The following is a 17351-nucleotide window of genomic DNA, read 5'->3' on the forward strand; positions in this document are numbered from 1 at the left end:
TCACATATCCATGACGGGACTGGCGAAGTGCTACCGAACTTTTGTCACAAAAGCTTCATTCACCAGAGGGTGGGGGTTGTTCGCGATGACAACGCTGAGAGCACCAGGTACTCGAATCGGATAGGGGATATCCAAGAAAGACGGGGGCCCCGTGAGACCGGCCCAGATAGCACCGACCCGCCAGCAGACGAGCCGAAAAAGGCTGAAGCCTCGCGTTCATCGGGGCTCAGAGAACGGGTAGGAGCGAGGCTTGCCCGCGATGGCGTCGGCACTGTCGCTGATACGCTGGATGGAGTACACGAGACTCCCAGCCCACCACCATCGCCGCTGCTATAAAAACTGCCCGTCTGGCAGGCCCAGGTCGATGACCCCGCTGGCAAAATCCGACGCCGCCGCCCTGGCCTTCGCGGAAAACAGCCGCAACAGCACGACTTTACCCAGCGTGTCGCTGCGCAACGCCCCGTCGTGCCGGTTGCCGGTCAGGACCACATCCGGCGCAATCGTCCAACCGCCGGCCCGGGCATAGAAACGCGCCAAGGGTGGATCACAGGTGAAGACGCCAATATCCAGATGGCTGTGCTCCATGCAGCGGGTGGCCGCGGCGACTGTCCTCAACCCCAGGCCTTGCCCCTGATAGTCGGGATCAGTCATGACGCAGCTGAGCCCGCCAATGTCGAAGGTGTCGCCAGCATGCTCGATGGTCTTCATGGCAACGGCGGCATAGCTGACCACCCTGTCGTGCGTGCAGATATAGAACGAGAATGCGTCGAACACAGGATCGTGCAACGGTGCGACCTGCGCTTCTTCAGGCGTATCCGGCTCGGGATAGACGCACTGCTGCAACAAGGTAAATGCTCGCTGCAAGGCGGAAGAGGCCCGGTTGTAGGCAATAGCGTCGACAGCCCCCGGTTGCGAGGGTTTGAGGTCTGTCATGGGGTTGTCCTTGTCTGAAGTGAATGTCGCTGCTTGTTATTTTCGTGTTGACTCAAATACTTGTTCAGCGCTGGCTTTTGCTACGTAATCAACTCCATCACTGCATATTCTATGAAGAACTTTGTCAGCAGCCCTCCCAGAATATAATGCGAGGCGATCAATTTTTTCTTGAGTGGTTCAGGAAAACTATCGACCTCATCAGCATCTAGCAGCCCCCTTTTAATAAAGTAACCGGAGTGCGCCAGAAAGCCTGCTATGCCCCCAATCACCGCCATCTTTCCCCAGGTTCCGAAATACAGAAACCCCCTTTGTTGATTGACGATGGGGCTGTTCTTGAAGTGCTCAAGTGCCTCATTCAAATGGTTGCGAATCCAATAGAGGTGCACACCAATCATAATGAAGGCCCCGAGAATAGTTCCCGCCATAAAAAAGCCAAGTACGATATGTGCAGTCGTTATTTCGTTCATTTTTCTGTTCCATAAAGCAGTTCTCCAAGAAACTTCCCGCCGCCTTCCCCCGCCTTTCCGGCTGCATAGGTACCTCCGCCGATCAGTACCAGGCCACATGCAAGCCCCCCGATACCACCGGTGGACGCTGCAACCGCAGCACAGATAGTTGCCGCGCCGGAGTTTATAAAGGGAGTAGCGATTGCCCCGATAGCTACCCCGCCTGTAAAACTCCCCGTCTCGGTAAACTTCACCTTCTCACACGCCTCCTTGCTTCCCGCCAAACAAACATCCTGCACCTTCACATAAGAGGCCCCACCACCAAGAGCCGTCCCAATCCAACCACCCCACTTTAGAACCTTGGACGCCCGGGAAACACCTTCAATATGTGTCGCGTACCCCGGTATCTGTCCCACTGCGCCCGCCTGGGTCCAGCGATGCACTAGGCTACGACTGGAAATCCCCAAGGCGCTTTTAAGGCTGGGATGGTCGGGGAAGGCAATGCTCATTTTCGTGATGGAGGTCAGGTTGGTATCCAGTTGTGCAAACAGCTTTCTCCTTTCACTGAAGAACTCAACGCTGCGCAAATGCCCATCCCGCAGAAAGAACTTCTGATGGAGTTCTTCGATATCCAGCAAGGTTCTTTTCAAGCTGTCCATATGGTTGCCCACGGCCGCCGTGCTAACACCTAAAGCAGTCGAACCATAGGACAGTATCGATTCAACCTGCACCCGATACTTGAGCATAAAGGCCGCTTCTTCATCGCTCATGGACGCCAATGCCGCACTGACCTTCTCCGCCGCTTCCATCAGCAAGGCTTCTTCACGGGTGCATTGGTAGTTGTCGGGATGACTGAGCACAACAAGTTGCCCAGGCTTGGCAGGACTCGATAGCTGGGGATTGAGCCGGCGGAATTTCTCCAGCACAACCTCATCGGCCTGGCCGAACAGCACTGTCTCCAGCGCAGCGCGGGTCATCGGCGTTTGCACGATATGAAACCCCGGTTCCACCAGATGTTGTGTGTCCTGCACGGACAGCGGCGGAGAAACGATATTGCCGTGAGCAACGCTCAGGCCGCGTACCTGATCCCGCGGCACCGCATCGGCAAACTCATTCTGCGGATACCCCTTATGAATGGCGTCGGCCCAGCGCTGGGTATTGATCACCGCGGGCCCGATGTAATCGCTGTCGAGCGGGATAGTCGGTTGATTCCCGGAGCAGACCGTCCGCTGAGTAGCGATCAGGCGGTTGGCCCCGGTCGGGCAGCCGCACTGCACAAGGCCACCCTCCACCGCCGTGGCTTGGTGGTTATCCGCCCAGGTGTGATGGCCTTCGGCGATATAGCCCACCGTCTGACACACCGGGCACCACACCGGGTCGGCAATGCGGGCGACCCGTTGATCCACGACAAAGGTGGTGGCCGATCCGGCAATGACCTTGCCGCCGGTTGTGGTGGGGTCGCCTTCCCTGATGACAAAGGCCATGAGCTACGTTCTCCATGAGGAATTTGCCTCGAACGTAACGACGAAAATCAGGCGGCTGAATCAGGCGATCCTGAAAAGCTTGCCCCTCTGAAACCCGCGTAAAACAACGGGCAACGGACAGCGATTGGCCCTACACAACTTGCAGAAAGTGCTGACTTGTTTGCTGCGCAAACCACGCCCTATAGTCCTGGCTCGCCCATAAGGCGACCGGGTTTGGCGACCTGGCCATTCATCTACAAGCAGTCACGCTTGCAATCTTTGCCGTCGGGCCTTTATGTTCGCGGCGATCTTTTATGGCGGCTGTGCGCGGGAGATCTTCGGATCTGCCGATTTGTGGATGGTCGGTTCGCCAACCTGCGTGCAGCTGCCACCCTTTCGTTTGGCGACGACGGCAGCTCCTCTCATCCGCGAAGGAGTACCCCATGAACAAGCAATACATTCCCCTCACGGGCATCGACAGCCTCATCCCCTGCCTGCTGATCGACAAGAACACCCCACTGGACGTCCTTCACGCCAACAGCGCAGCGCGCCTGCTGGCCGTCACCCAAGTGCTGGAAAGCCTCGCCCGCCTCGACCTGAAAGACGCCGACAGCGCCGACCTGCAACACCTGGCCAACGCCAGCGCCATCCTGCTGCGCGACAGCTGCGACCTGCTCGACGTCATGGGCTGGCGCCTGCAGGCCTGACACCGCACATCTGTAGCCGCTGCCGCAGGCTGCGATCGGCCGAATGGCCGTGACGGTTTCAAGACCGCTGAAGGTCCTTCGGACCTTATCGCAGCCTGCGGCAGCGGCTACAGAGCAAGCGTCAGGGAAGTAAGCGCTCGGGGCCCCATCAGCATGCGGGCGCCCGGCAGTTGAACAGCCCTGGATTCAGAGCTGCTTGGCCATGGACTCGCTGATGGCCTGCAAGCCAGCCTCGGTGATCAGTTTCCAGTCATCCTCGGTAATCATCTGCATGCCTTCGCGTTTCAAGGTCTTGACCTCGACAGGCGAGGACGCGCTACCGGTGTCCACCTTCAGATGCGATTTGTTGTTCACCGCAACGGAGAAGGCACCCGGCGACATCCATGACCAGAACTCGACCACATGCACGGTGATGGTCCTGGCATCCGGCGCCTGCTCGGCGCTCGGCACCACTTGATAACCGGCTTTGCCGTAGGCTGCGCCGATGCTCTTGGCAATCAGCGTGCTGACCTTGACGCCCTCCGGCAACAGCACATCGCCCAGCCCCATGCCATAGCCATTGCGCTTGCGCGCAATCGCGCGCTCGGTGATCGCCTTGTCGTTGATCTCGCCATTCTTCAGCGAAGGAATGTCGGCACTGCGCGGATCGGCTTCAAAACGACGCTCGTCGAGCACGTTGGTCACCACCTTCTGGCCGTTGCCGCTGGCCACTTCAGGCCCGTCGATATCTACCACCGAACGGCTGGTGGCGCAGCCGAACAAGGTCGTGGTCGCCAGCTGCAAACCAGCGAGTTTCAGGTATTTCATGGCAATTTCAGTCATTGGCATCCATCCAGTCCCGATTCAGTAAACAAGGTCGCCCGACGCAACGAGGCATATTCGGGCAGCGCAGAACAATGCGCATAGCCACTGAATTGCCGTCACTCAAGCCATGAATCATCGCAAAGGCGGCGACCAGTGCAGGCAAAAAAAGGGGTGATCAACGATCACCCCGAGGCTTGGTACCACGAGAGAACCTACAAGGTCAGTTGCCGCCGCTCCTCCTCGGTCAACTGCTGCCGCGCCTGATCGCTCAGCGGCCCGGCGCCCAGCACCTGCACCGGGCTGTTGGGGTTGTAACCGGGGTTGGCCCGGCTGGCGCCATCCTGGGTCGGCGCCAGGCGTTCCTGGCCGAAACTCAGCACCTGCACACTAAACACCGACGGCATATTCTGCCGCGCCGCCGCCTGCTGCTGGCGCGCCACATCCTCGGCGGCCTGGCTCGCCGACGACGCCGCCGAACTGGCCGACGTCAAGGCCCCGGTATTGACCGACGCCACCACCGGAATCCCCGAGGACTCGCCCTGGGTCTGGATATTTGCCGCGTTGACTACCTGCAAGGCGAAGATGTTGACGTTGCCCGAGACCCTGATCCCGGCCTCGCCGGCATCGATGGTGCCCAGCGGCGCCAGCAGGTCGATATCCCCGGCAGGCACTTCGGCAATCGGTGCGAGGGTGGCGATCCCCGCCCCCGAGCTTGGCACGTTCGACGACAGCGTGACGTTGCCCCAGTTGTCGTAGACCCGCTTGGGCGGCGTATAGATCACGGTGGTCTTGGAACCACGCCCGGCGTTGATGTCGCCAGCGTTCGACCAGCCGAGGATCGACCCGCCAAAGGTGGTCATGACCCGGCTCTGGCCCAACAGGATGCTGCCTTGGGAGTACAACTGGATATCGCCGGCGCCCTGGGTGATGACCCCGGCACTGGCCGGCGGCGCTTCGCCTTCGATGCCGAATACCTGTTGCCCGCCCGGGGTCAGCATCTGGATGTCACCACCAAACAGCGTGCGTACACCCGCGCCGCCGTACAGGGTTATGTCGCCGTCGTAAACGATCGGATTGCCCGCCACATCCTTGGTTGGCAGCAAGGAGGCGATCGCATTGCGACTGCGCAGGAAGCTGCCGAAACGCGGGCCGCTTGCATCGTTGTACTCGCGGCCGCCCTCACGCAGTTCCTCGAAGTAGACGCGACGGGCGAAGACCCGCTGCTGCTCCGCCGGCAAGCTGGCAAAGTAGCCCCGCGCCTCGTCGCCGGAACCCTCGAAAGCAAAGCGCTCCTTGAGCCACTTCAACAGTTCGGCTTCATAGGTCTTGGCGACTTTGTCCCGTTGCTCGGCCAGCGGCACACCAGCCTGAGCCTGATTGATCGGGTCCAGGTACGGCGTGACGAACTTCAGGTAATCCAGGCCCGCGGCCCCGACACCGGCCTGCATCACGATACTCGCGCCAGGCCGCGAGTCGCCGGCCACCACCGGCCCGAGACTGTTCACCGAGGCCTTGTCCTGCATCAGGATATTGCGTCCGGCGCTGATCTCCAGAGTGCCGGGGCCGGCGACGTTGAAGGAGCTGAACAGCAGGTCGCGTCCGGCGGAAACAATGGAAATATCGTTGGGGTTGTTATGGACAAACAGGTTGCCGCTGCTGGTGCCGCCACCGAGCATATTCCCCAGGGAACTGGCAATGATGCCGGGGACCCCTGTCGGCTCGCCCAAAGCAGTTCCCGAGTTGACAATATCGCGACCCGCCTTCATCCACACCGGCCCTGCTGCTTCGTACCAGGTTTGTCCAAGCCGTGGGCCAAAGGTGAAGTTCAATATTTCACCACTGCGCAACCCGACTATGTCCCCGCCAACTGCATAAAAGCGCGCCGCCTCACTGCTAGTGAACTGACTGTTGGCGGTGTTGGCACCAAAGGTGAACAAAGAAAACTCGGCCTTGGTGTTCGGGATCGTAATGCCGTCGCTGCTCAGATTAGTCACTATGGGGGCGATGTCCGTACCCCAGCCTGCAAATGCCGGTGTGAACGGCGTGGGCATCGCGCTCAGAGAAGCTCCAGACTGGTTGATGGCATACCCGCCGGCATAAATCGAATCCCCGGCCAGAACGTCCAGACGACCATGGGGCGACGGCGCCAACAGCAACGAGTACTGCTGGTTGTTACTCGCGCCACCCAGCGCCGAGCCACCGATGAACACATCACCACTGGCGGCAATTGCGCTCAATTGCGAAGGGAAGATAAATCGGCCATCGGTCGGCGAGCTGTTGCGGTTGCCAATAGGTTGAGGTTGACCACTACTGCCTACATCACCGGCCTGCACACTCGGGGTCAGGCTGCCTCCCGCCGAAAACAGATCGATGGCAGTGCGCTCGGTCCATAACGAAAACCAGCCATAGCCCCCCGTTCCATAAGAAGTACCGTCATAGGTGAATGCCGAGGCGTTTTCAGTAGAAGTCCGCCCTGGGTCGCCCGTACCGGCCAGCACCAGGTCGCCACGGGTGGCCAGACTGGCCGTGGCATCGCCGAGCATCAACACCATACCCCCTGTCGCGGTGCCCAGGGACGCGTTGAACGGATCGTAGGCGCGGGTCTCCTTGCTGTCGTTAAGCTGCACGAGACTGCCATAGTTCAAGGCAATCCCCCCCAGGCTCGAGGCTTGCAGGTCGAGCGCGCCACGCAGGTTGCTCAAGACCCCGTTCAGACGCAGATCCTGCCGGGTATAGTCGGTGGAGACCGGATTGGCAATCGATGTAGTGGTGGCGGCCCGAGCCGATAATCCGGGGTTCAGATCACCACCCACGCGCACATCCAGATCACCACCACCGGTCAGCAGCAATTCACCTGTCGGGGTCACCCGACCGCTGCTGCCCACCGCCAGCACCAAGCCCTGACTGCGTGGCGAGGAAACCGCGTCCGGAGCGCCACGTCGGCTGAGCAAACCGGCATCACGGCCCACGTCCAGGGTCAGATTGCCGCCGCCCAAGGTGCCGATACCGGTAAAGCCCACCAGCATTGGCAGTTGCGCAATCAGGCTGCTATCGGGATTGCTGGGGTTCACTGATCCGCGACCCGTCACATAGGTGCCGAAGTTGATCCACCAACTGGCAGGAATCGGCGTAACCCCGACCGTATCGCCGGTCCCCTGACGCCAGAGCCAATTGCCCAGGTTGGAACTGGCCAATTGAGCACGGGCGTTTTCGTTACGCGGGAGGGTGGAGCTGCTGAACACATCGCCGGTCAGACTGCCACCACTACGCAACAGCAGGTTGCCACCCTGATCCGGGTACCAGGCCGCATACAGACTACTCGGTCCCTCGTTGACCAGGGTTTCGTAAGCGGCCGCCGCACTGCCCAGCACACTGTCATCGCTGCCACGACTGCGCGGCTGATCGAAAGCGCCCTGCAGATCACCGGCTCGTGCGGCCGTCGAAGCCCCGGCGGTATACACCCCATACGACGACTGCATGGCCACATTACCCGCCGCCAGCAGGTCCAGATCCCCAGTACCAGTGCGCAGTACGCTGAAGTTCTGGGTGACCGGCACCACCTTGTTCACCGGACCGACGATGACTTGCTCCGGCGTACCGGGGATGGCCTCGCCCAACGAGACACACAATCCGTCTGAACACCAGGACTCATACTCCGCCGTCACCGGCGCACCCTCGATAAAGCTAGGGTCGATCAACACCCCAAGATCGCTCCAAACGTAGTTGAAGCGATTGCACACGCCGTCGACACACCAGCTTTCATCGGCAGGAGAAACCCGCGTGCCTTCAACGAAGCTCGGGTCGATCAACACCCCCAGGTCGCTCCAGAACCACGCGCCGCCCGGACGCTCCGGAGTCCCCGGAATAATGATGGTCTCGTGCCCCTCAAAGACCGCGTAATGCGTGTCGGCCAGGGTCAGGTCACCGGCCATCACCGGTTTGATCGCCCGGGTGTCGGCGGCCTGGGTATCGGCCCCCGAAACCAGGCGCATCGACCAGGACAACGAACCCTCCGGCAACAACGAGGCGACGGCCCAGTTGCGACCCTGACGCCCGCCAGTCACCGTACGCAGCGGCACCGAAATCACCCCGGACGGCAACTTGATATCGGTTTCCGACGGGATCAAGGCACCCACCTTGAGCGCCAGCGAACCGGCCAGCTGCACGCCGTCCGGGTTGTTCGGGCCAACGCTGTCGCGACTCGGCAAGGGCACCCCGGCCGGCCAGGTCATGGCGCCCAGCGAAGCCGCCGCGGGCAGCCGTGTGCCAGCGTCCAGAGTCATGCCGCTGGCCAGGGTCACGGCTTCGCGGATCAGGGTACCGGCGGCATACACCTGATTGCCGGTACTGTCGCGCACGGCCGCTTGCAGTACCGTACCGGCCGGCAGTTCCAGCGGTGCCTGCAGGGTCGCCTCGACCGGCAGCAAGGTGCCCTGCGCCAGGCGCGCCGGTTTGATCGGCAATGCATAGTTGAGGGTCTTGCCGGCCGGGAACAGGCTACCATCGGCCAGCGTCACGCCCGGCCCCGGCACCACCACGTCGCCGCCAAAGGCCTGACGACCGGGGGTCAACACCCAGCCGGCATCGTCCGGGGTCGGCGGTGGTGGCGCAAAACCGTCGTTGATGCTGCCGTAGAGGTCCAGGTTGCCACCGGCGCGAATCACCAGGTTGCCCGGCTCGCCCGAGCCATACACCGAGGTTTTCTGCGCATGAGGATTGACACTGGTATAGCGATAACCAGAGAGATCCAGGTCGCCGCTGATCACCAGATCGCCCTGGGTGACGATCTCCAGCCCCGGGCGCAGGTGAAAGGCGTCGGCATAGGTGGCGTTGTTCAAACCGGCCAGCTTGCCGTTCATCAGGCTGGCATTGCTCAAGGCATTGTCGATAAAGCGCTGGCTGTCCTGATGCTTGGCGTCCAGGTAGGCCTGATCGATCACCTGGTACGGCCGACCGCTGGCGGCCGGCGCCGTGCCCTCGGGGGCATCGGTGTAGCGGGCGGTGCCGTTTACCGCGATGGAGCGAGCACCCAGGATGTTCAGCCGGCCACTGGCGTCGATAGCAATATCGCCCAGGGTCGGGTCGCTGGCATCCAGGCGCGGGGCATTGAGCTCCAGCGTCCCGCGGGCCTGGCCGTCGTACTGGCCAGGCGCCGTACCGGCAGCGACCGAGGTGCCGTGGCGCAGGTCGATGCGTGCGCCGTCGGCCAGGGTCAGTTGACCAAGACCGGAGTTGAGTTCGACCACCGCACGGTTAGGCGAATCGATGATCTTGCCGTAGCTGTCGACCCGCAGGGCCGTGCCATGGGTATCGAGCAAGGCACTGCCGGCCAGGGTCAGGCCCTGGCTGGCAGCCAGGCGAATGCTGCCGACCCGCTCGCCACTGGCATCGATGGTGCCCAGCACCGTCAACTGGCCGTTATCCACGGAAACGTTGACTTCGCCGGCCTTGAGTTCGTTGCCGATCGTCAGGTCGCCGCGTTTGATCTGGAAGCTGCGGGCGCCGAACACCTGGCCCTGGTTGAGACGCTGGTTGAGCGTAGCGAAATCCCCCAGGGTCTGCGCGCGGATATCGACGCTGCCAGCCTTGTAAGGCACCAGGGTGCCGCCGGCGTCGTAATGCCCCGAGCTGGCACCGAGCAGCTGGCCTTGCAGGTCCACCTGACCGCCACCCTCGCCCACGGCTACCACCTTCAGGCTCCCACCATGGTTGTTCTGCGCCGACAGATCGATCAGCGAACCAGCCGCCTGGCGGATATCGCCCTCGCGGCTTTGCAGGATCACATCGCCGCCCCAACTGTATTGGCTGACTTCGTTGAACATGACCTGGCGCCCGGCCAGGTCGAGATGGACGCGGTCGGTCAGGTTCAACCCATGCTCGGCATTGACCGTCAGCTTGCCGCTGGGCAGGACCACCGCGCTGTCCAGTTCGACGTTGTTGCCAGCCAGCAACACTTCAGCGCCAAGGCTGTCGATGGCCGGCAAGGCCGCCTGCTGGCCCGGTGCGCGACTCAACCGCAGGTCGCCCCCCGCCGTGATGCGGTTGACCGACCCCGCCTCGCCGGTCAGCAACGGCGTGCTGATATTCAGGTTGCCGCCGCTGTAGACGAAGCCCTTGCCAGCTTCATAGGCCCCCTGGGACTGATAGACCGCCAGGCTGCCCTTATGGTTGGCGGTCAGGCGCTCGCTGGCGCTGAGATTGACATTGGCAAAACCCAGGGCCAGGCGCGCGTAGTCGGCCAAAGGATCGGGCTGAGTGTTGGGGCCATAGCCGAATTCGATGCGCCGGGCCTGGATCTCCAGGGTGCCGCTGCCGGTGCCGGCACCGTTGGCGATCACCGCAGCGGGCGTACCGGCTATCCCGTTCCAGATCAGGTTACCGGTCTGGATCAACGCCACATCGCCGGCCGCGCCATCGCCGTAGATCGCCGGGGTACTGAGCATCAGATTGTCGAGCATCGACTGGCCGTTGCTGTCCAGGGTGCTCAAGGTGGTGCTGCCGTAGAAATTCAATGACTGGCCGGCGGTCAACGACAGGGTTTCCAGGGCCGGCGCCCCACTCGCGATATCGCCGCGCAGCAAACGGTTCATGACATCCTGGTTGAGGGTCAACCCCGACGGCAGGGCATTGCGCGCCTGGGCGGCGGCCAGGGCCTCCGGACTGCCGACATTGATCCCACCGACCGCCAGGGCCAGATGGCGGGTGCCATAACGCACCGCATCACCCAGCCTGAAGGTGTTGGTGGTGGCAAAGGCAATGGTGCCTTGGGAGTACAGCGTGGTTTCGCCCTGGCAGGCAGCCTGGGCACAATCGCCGATCAAGATACTGCCAGGCCCCCTCCTGCTAGTACTGCCCTCGGTTGGCGCGAGCATTTGCAACACGCCATTGGAAACGGCCAGCACGCTGCGAGTTCCGGGTTGGTAGATAAAACCATCGGTGGAATCATAGGCCGCGTTGCCACGGCCCAGGGTGTTGATCGATGCGCCCTGCTCGATTTGAATCGCGCCACTGGGCAGGCCGGAAACGAGGAACACTTCAGAGGCCGACAAGGTCACGCCCTGGCGCAACGTCACCGAGTCCGCGGCACCGTTCGCATCGAAGCCAACAAAATTGCCGCCCTGGCCATACACCACGGTCGGCGCTCCGCCAATGCTCATGCGGGCCGTGCCAATGGCGTTCAGATCATCGGCATGGAACGACACCCCACTGCCGCTGGCAGTGGCCCCGGCAGGCAGAATATCGATCGCGCTGCCGCTCGCCCCGGACATCACCTCCAGGCTCGCGCCAAAACCACCTTCGGCCACCGCCGAACGTGCCACCCCGGCGAACTCGAAGCCGCTGGGAGAACCGCTCTGGCCGGCGATCAGGCTGACCCGCAAGGTTTTGCCATCGGCCTCCAACGCTGCGCGAGGCACGCCCTGGCGCGCGGCATCGCTACGGACAAAATCGGCATACGGGGTTTCGTTGTATTGCGAGTAACTGCGCAGCACCGCGGCCGGGGTCAGGATCACCTGGCGGCTCAAGGCATCCTGAATCCCGGTCTGGGCAATGGACAGCCGGCCCGCGCTGGACCAGGAACCGTTGCTCATGACCGTGCCACGGGTCAGCGCGGTCGCGCCGAATGGCGCGGCCAAGCCATTGATCTCGACCCGGAACGCCCCCGGCAGCAAGGCATAGGTCGAAGGCAGCAAGGTGTAGGTACCCGCCGGCAAGCCGGGGACGCCCGCGTCGATGCTGATCTGCTGGCCCACCAAGGGTGTTGTCGCCCCCGCCTCGCCACCGCTGGGCGCGACATTCGCCTGGACCCCGGGCACGATGGCGTATACCGGGTTGGTGTCCAGCCCCGGCAAGGTGAAGCGACCATTGGCGCCGAACTGCACCAACGGGTTGTAGCGCGCATCGGTCGACCCCCCGCGCCCGGAAACGAATGCCGCGCCCAGCAGCTGGCCACCGCCGGAAAGGTCCAGTACCGCACCCTGTTGCACGTCGATCGACTGCCCCAGCAACTGCGCGCCCACCACCAGGTTGGCGTTGGAACTGGTGCCACCCACACCCAGCAAGTCCACTTGTTTACCGTCGAAGCGCCAGGTCACACCGTCCACCGTGCCGCCATAGGGCAAGGTCAGGCCCGCGGCGCTGACCGACGTCAGGCTGCCCGGCAGCAGGTTGAGTTGTTTGGTGTAGAGCAATATCCCCACCTGGGTGCCCAGGGAAATATTGCCCAGGGGCGCCCGCAGCACGCCGCCCTGCTCGATGACCGCCGCCCCAAGAGTCAGCTTGCCGAACACCGAATAGGGTTGTGCCGGATCGACGCTGCCGGTGCGCCCGATACTCAGGGTCCGGTCTGGATCGTAGTCCAGGCCATTGCCCCGATAACCCGCGAGCACCTGCGCCACCGCGCCGGTGGCCGGGTAGATCTGCGCAGCGGCCAGCCGCAGGTCGGCCTGGGTGCTCAGGTTGGTGTTGCGCGAATCGACGGTACTGGCCAGGAAGCGCATATCGCCCTGACTGATCAGTTGCGTGTCGTCGAAGGCACGGCGGTCGATGGCCTGGCTCAAGCCACCGGCGGTGGTGCCATGGGCACCGATACTCACACCGTCGCGGACATCCAGTACGTTACCCGCCGTGACCAACAGGCTGCCCGTTGAAGCCTGCGTCGAAACCCCACCCTGCACCGTAGGGCGCATCCATTGGTCAGGTGCAACCACCGCGCCGACACCCGCCAGGCGTACATAAGGCGCGGTCAGTTGCACCCGTGAGCCGGCCGCGGCGCCATCGCTCAATGCCAGGGCACCGGCATACAACTGCAGGCTCTGCCCCAGGGACAGCGACAGCGCGCCGTCGAAACTGATCAGGCCATTACTGAGCAGCGACAGGTTATCGAAGCCCCCGGCCTGAACCTTCTCCAGCCCCAGCCGGGCATGGCCATAGGCAAGGGTGTCTTGCACGGCTTCGGGACCGGCGCCGCTGGGTAGCAGGCTGTCGGCGCTGACCTGGCCAATCACCATTTCCCGCGCCTGGCGCACCCGCTGCGACACACTGGTACGGTAGATCGGCGCCTCCAGTGCCACATTCAGTGAGCCGCCTGCGGCGCCGCTGCCACCGGCTCGGGCGTTGAAACTGCCGTCCAGGTACAGGCCGTGGTTCGACGCCAGGGAAATACTGCCGCCGCTGCTGGCAACCGCCACAGGCCCTTGCCCCGCCACATCGACCATGGCTTGGGCGCCGGAAGCCTCCAGGCGCGCGCCTTCACGCACCACCACAAATTGATTGGCCGCGCTGGCGATGCCGGTCTGCGGGTCGATTTGCCCGCCGATGACGATGGTGCCACCTGCGTCCACCTTCCCGTAGCGACGCCGCAGGGCATCGGTCGCGGTGACCGCCCTCGCGGCGACATCGAGCACCGCCTGTTCCCCCACCCAGATCGAGCGGCCATGACCGACGCCCTCGACGGCTTCGGCCACATCCGGCGCAACCGAGATGCCGCTCAAGGTGATGGCGCCGCCCCAGGCATTCAATGCACCGTCCAGGGTCAACTGGCCAATGCTGCCCAGGGCGATCGACTGGCCGGGGTCGACGCTGATGGCGGCACCCTTGCCCACCACCAGCTGGGTACTGGCCATGTCCGCCGCGCTCGAGCGCGCGGTGCCGGCCCGCAGGCTGATACTCGCGCCCTGGCGCTGGCTGAGTACGGCCTTGATCGGGTCTTCCTGGTAAAGCCCGGGCAACCAGCGTTCCAACGCAGAGGCCGGGTCCGCTCCAGTCGCTGTGCTCCAGGCCTGATCGCCCAACAGATAGACCGGTTGGGTCACCTCGACCTGTGCACCATCGGCCACCCGCAGGCCCTGGTTGCTGGTGATGTCATACGCGGCGAAACCTTTATCGAAAAACTGCGGGGCCAGCACCAGGGTGTCGGCGGCAGTGTCGGCGGCGCGCTCACCGATCAGCACCTTGCCGCTCTGGAGGCTCAAGGTGCCGCCACCGTTCACGCCATGGCCGCGCAGCTCGCCGTCCAGGGTGAGCGTGCCGATGGCCGCCGCGCTGTTGGCATTGGCCACCAGGGTGAGATTACCGCCCTTGCCAGCGCGGGTCTTGCCGTCGCTCATAAGTGCCGCGCCCGATGACACGTCGATCAGGCTGCCGCTCTCCAGCGCGACATCGGCGCTGCTGCGCAGCGAGACGCTGCCGCCATTGAGGTAAGGCAAGCGACTGCCATCGGCAGGGTCCAACAACAGGTTGCTCCACAGGCCGCTGGTGTCCAACCGGACGCCACTGCCAACCGTCAGCGTCGCGCGCTTGCCTCCCGTCGCCGCCAGGGTGGTGTCGAGCTTGCCGTTGCTGGTGATCTGCTGCAGCACATTGCCCAGGGCGAGATTGCCGCCATGAGCCGTCAGGTCGGCTTCAACCTGCACCTGCGGTCCATACAGGGTGATATCGCCGCCGGAACTGACCTCCAGCGCACCGTCAACCAGGATGCTGCCGGTGGCGGCGACCTTGACGCTGCTGAGTTTGAAACCGTTGAGCTGCTCGGTGTCGAGCCACAAAGTGCCCTTGCGCTCGTCGGGCAGAACAGTGTCCAGGTCCAGCCCACTGGCTATCGCCGCGGCCTGCCCCAGCACCACTTGCTTGACGGTATTGGCATCGGCACTCAGGGCGTACTGCAGGCTGGCGCTGTCCTTGACGTAGTAAGGCACATAAGCCCCCACCACCAACTGCCCGCCCCGGGCCACGGCGTTCTGCCCCTGCTGGTAGCCGTCAAGCCCCGGACGCGGGGCCTGAGTCTGACGGTCGCCCTGGAAGGTGTCACCAACGATCTGCCCTTCGAGTACCGCATTGCGGGTGCTGACTTCCAGACGGCCGGCATCTCGACCTACGCTGTAGCCTTGCTCCAAGCGCTCGCGGGGAGCAATCAACGAGTTGTAGTGGTACTCGGTCTGGCCCCAGCGCACGCTGTGCTCTTCGAAGCCTTTGTAGAGCCCGCTGTAGAGAATGTCACCCGGGGCCCTGGACAGCTCGATCAGCCGGCCATCGGCGGCCCGCAGCCAGGTCTGCTGGATCATCCCGTCCTGCACGTCCAGGGTGCCGCCGGAGAGGTTGATCTGCGAACCCTGCTGAGTCACCACCTCATTGCCGCTCAGACGTACGCTGCCGCCCTGGGCCATCCATTCGCCGACGTTGTGCGGCTGGGTGCCCAGATAACCGCCCACCTCCAGCAAGCCGCCAGCGGTGTACCAGCGATCCGTGGCGTAGCCGTTGGTCCCTGCCGGGACCAGCACCAGCTCGCGGGCATCGACCCAGACATCGTTGTTGTTGAGGTTCTTGCTGTCGCGGTTGACCGAGGCATCACGCTGCTCGTTGCCCTGGATATTGACCTTGACGCTGTTGGACTCCATCGCCACCTTGACGCCCACCGCCCCCGACACATCGATCACCGCACCGTCGCGCACCAGGCTGCGCTGCCCGGCATTCACCGCGACCTGGCCGCCGGTGGCCAGGGTGATCGAACCGCTCTGGAAGTCCACGGTGCCGCCGCTGACGATCTCCACCAGTGACTGGTCGCGACGATAGGTATCGGCCGGCGTAGAATTTCCAGCCTGGTTCAAGGCTGGCGTCAACAGCCCCTCGCGCTGGCTGTCCAGGGCCATGCTGCTGTCGATCAGGATGGCACTGGTACTGCCCTCGCCCAGGGTGACCTTGGCGTCGCTGCCCCGGGCATTCAGATGCAGGGTGCCGCGGGCGTCCACCGAAGTGCTGCTCAGGGCCAGGCCTTTTTGCAGCACCTCCTGGGCACTCAGGGTGATGTCGCCGGTAGCCGCCTGGATCGAGCCGTGGTTGCTGACCTTGCCGCCGCCTGAAGCGACGACTTCGTTGCCGCGGGTGGTCGAGGTCGGGTTACCGTCGGTGCTGTAGCCTTTCTTGATCACAAAACTGTCGCCGGCGACCAGAGCGGTCTGGCCTCGCGGGGTATTGATGCTGCCGGCGTTATCCACCTCCTTGCCGAGCAACAACACATAACCGCCGCTGGAGGTGGAAGATCCTGGCACATGGGTCTGCAGTTGCGCGCCCTGCTCCACCAGCACCTTGCCGGCGGCGTCGCTGAACGTCGGCGCGCTGTCGCTGGCGCTGAACAGCCCACGGTTGTTGAACTGTTCATCGCTGATAGTGGTGGCTGCCGCCACCAGGTTGCGCACATTGATCTGGCTGCTGCCGCTGAATACCACACCGTTGCGGTTGAGGATCATCACCGTGCCGTCGGCCTTGAGCGCGCCCTGGATCTGGCTCGGCGAGGTGCTGTTGTTGACACGGTTGAGCGCGGCCCAATCGGCGTTCTGCTGGAACTCGACGGTGGTGTCACGGCCGATATTGAAGGTTTCCCAGTTGAGAATCGCCTTGTCGGCGGTCTGTTTGATCGACACCAGCGCCTTGCCGTTGGTATCGGTCTGCACTGGCCCTTCGGCATTGACGAACAGCGGCTTGCCGTCGGCCCCGACCAGCACATTCAGGCCATTGCCCCCCAAGCCGTTATGCAGGGTCTGCGGGGCGGTCAGCGCCGCCGCGCGCCCAGCCGCTTGCGCGGCCTGCTGGGCAGCGATGGCGGCAACAGTGTTGTTGAGGTTGCTCATCGAGCGTTGCAGCTGACTGTTGACCCGCTGCTGTTGCGCCAGGGGCGGCGGCGTACCGACCGGCAGCCCCCCACCGACAGATCCATGCGCCCCCCCGTTCTGGCCGCCCCCCATGGCCCCGAACCAGCCCGAACTGAAGGCCAGAGGCTGCGCGGCCTGGGCCGTGCCGGCGAGCATCAACAGGGCAATGGCCTGCGCCAGCGGCTTGAGTCGCAGCACCGGCTGTCCATTGGCAGCAGAGGCGTTGATGAGTCGGGAAACAGGCAGATTCGGCTCAGAGCGCATCACTTGCGGATCCTTTTTACTGTTCGGGCGAATGGCGGGTACGACGGTTGCCGCCAAAACATTCGCGGGATTACTGCTAAGGCGGTTATG

At 63.3% G+C, this 17351-nt stretch carries 6 protein-coding genes; 1 reads left to right on the forward strand and 5 read right to left on the reverse strand.

Going from position 1 to position 17351, the window contains the following annotated elements; translation table 11 throughout:
- Positions 1 to 330: 330 nt before the first annotated feature.
- The 3 genes from NRG23_RS05105 to NRG23_RS05115 form a co-directional block, all read right to left on the reverse strand.
- Positions 331 to 933: a GNAT family N-acetyltransferase gene (locus NRG23_RS05105; protein WP_257373883.1), complete on the reverse strand. Its 603-nt coding sequence runs from the start codon at positions 931 to 933 to the stop codon at positions 331 to 333.
- 80 nt (positions 934 to 1013) lie between these two features.
- Entirely contained in the window at positions 1014 to 1400 is a 387-nt protein-coding gene (locus NRG23_RS05110; protein ID WP_028682433.1) for a hypothetical protein, read from the reverse strand.
- Entirely contained in the window at positions 1397 to 2863 is a 1467-nt protein-coding gene (locus NRG23_RS05115; RefSeq protein WP_257373884.1) for a PAAR domain-containing protein, read from the reverse strand. The genes NRG23_RS05110 and NRG23_RS05115 overlap by 4 nt, the downstream gene beginning before the upstream one ends.
- 422 nt (positions 2864 to 3285) lie before the next feature.
- Between NRG23_RS05115 and NRG23_RS05120 the strand changes: the two genes are divergently transcribed.
- Entirely contained in the window at positions 3286 to 3549 is a 264-nt protein-coding gene (locus NRG23_RS05120; RefSeq protein ID WP_016704711.1) for a hypothetical protein, read from the forward strand.
- Positions 3550 to 3735: 186 nt separating this feature from the next.
- Here NRG23_RS05120 and NRG23_RS05125 read toward each other — a convergent pair whose 3' ends face one another.
- Both NRG23_RS05125 and NRG23_RS05130 read right to left on the reverse strand, forming a co-directional pair.
- Positions 3736 to 4371 (reverse strand): flagellar biosynthesis protein, encoded by a 636-nt coding sequence (locus NRG23_RS05125; RefSeq protein WP_257373885.1) that lies wholly within the window; start codon positions 4369 to 4371, stop codon positions 3736 to 3738.
- Between the two features lie 194 nt (positions 4372 to 4565).
- A complete protein-coding gene (locus NRG23_RS05130) occupies positions 4566 to 17261 on the reverse strand; it encodes a filamentous haemagglutinin family protein (protein ID WP_257373886.1) in 12696 nt (4231 codons plus the stop codon).
- Between the last annotated feature and the right edge of the window lie 90 nt (positions 17262 to 17351).

Origin of the sequence: Pseudomonas sp. T8, from assembly GCF_024610635.1 — a bacterium.
In the GTDB taxonomy this organism is placed as follows: Bacteria; Pseudomonadota; Gammaproteobacteria; order Pseudomonadales; family Pseudomonadaceae; genus Aquipseudomonas; species Aquipseudomonas chlororaphis_I.

Excerpts from the sequence above, each read along its gene's own strand:
- NRG23_RS05105 (WP_257373883.1), bottom strand. The coding sequence starts at position 933 with ATGACAGACCTCAAACCCTCGCAACCGGGGGCTGTCGACGCTATTGCC.
- NRG23_RS05110 (WP_028682433.1), bottom strand. The coding sequence starts at position 1,400 with ATGAACGAAATAACGACTGCACATATCGTACTTGGCTTTTTTATGGCG.
- NRG23_RS05115 (WP_257373884.1), bottom strand. The coding sequence starts at position 2,863 with ATGGCCTTTGTCATCAGGGAAGGCGACCCCACCACAACCGGCGGCAAG.
- NRG23_RS05120 (WP_016704711.1), top strand. The coding sequence starts at position 3,286 with ATGAACAAGCAATACATTCCCCTCACGGGCATCGACAGCCTCATCCCC.
- NRG23_RS05125 (WP_257373885.1), bottom strand. The coding sequence starts at position 4,371 with ATGACTGAAATTGCCATGAAATACCTGAAACTCGCTGGTTTGCAGCTG.
- NRG23_RS05130 (WP_257373886.1), bottom strand. The coding sequence starts at position 17,261 with ATGCGCTCTGAGCCGAATCTGCCTGTTTCCCGACTCATCAACGCCTCT.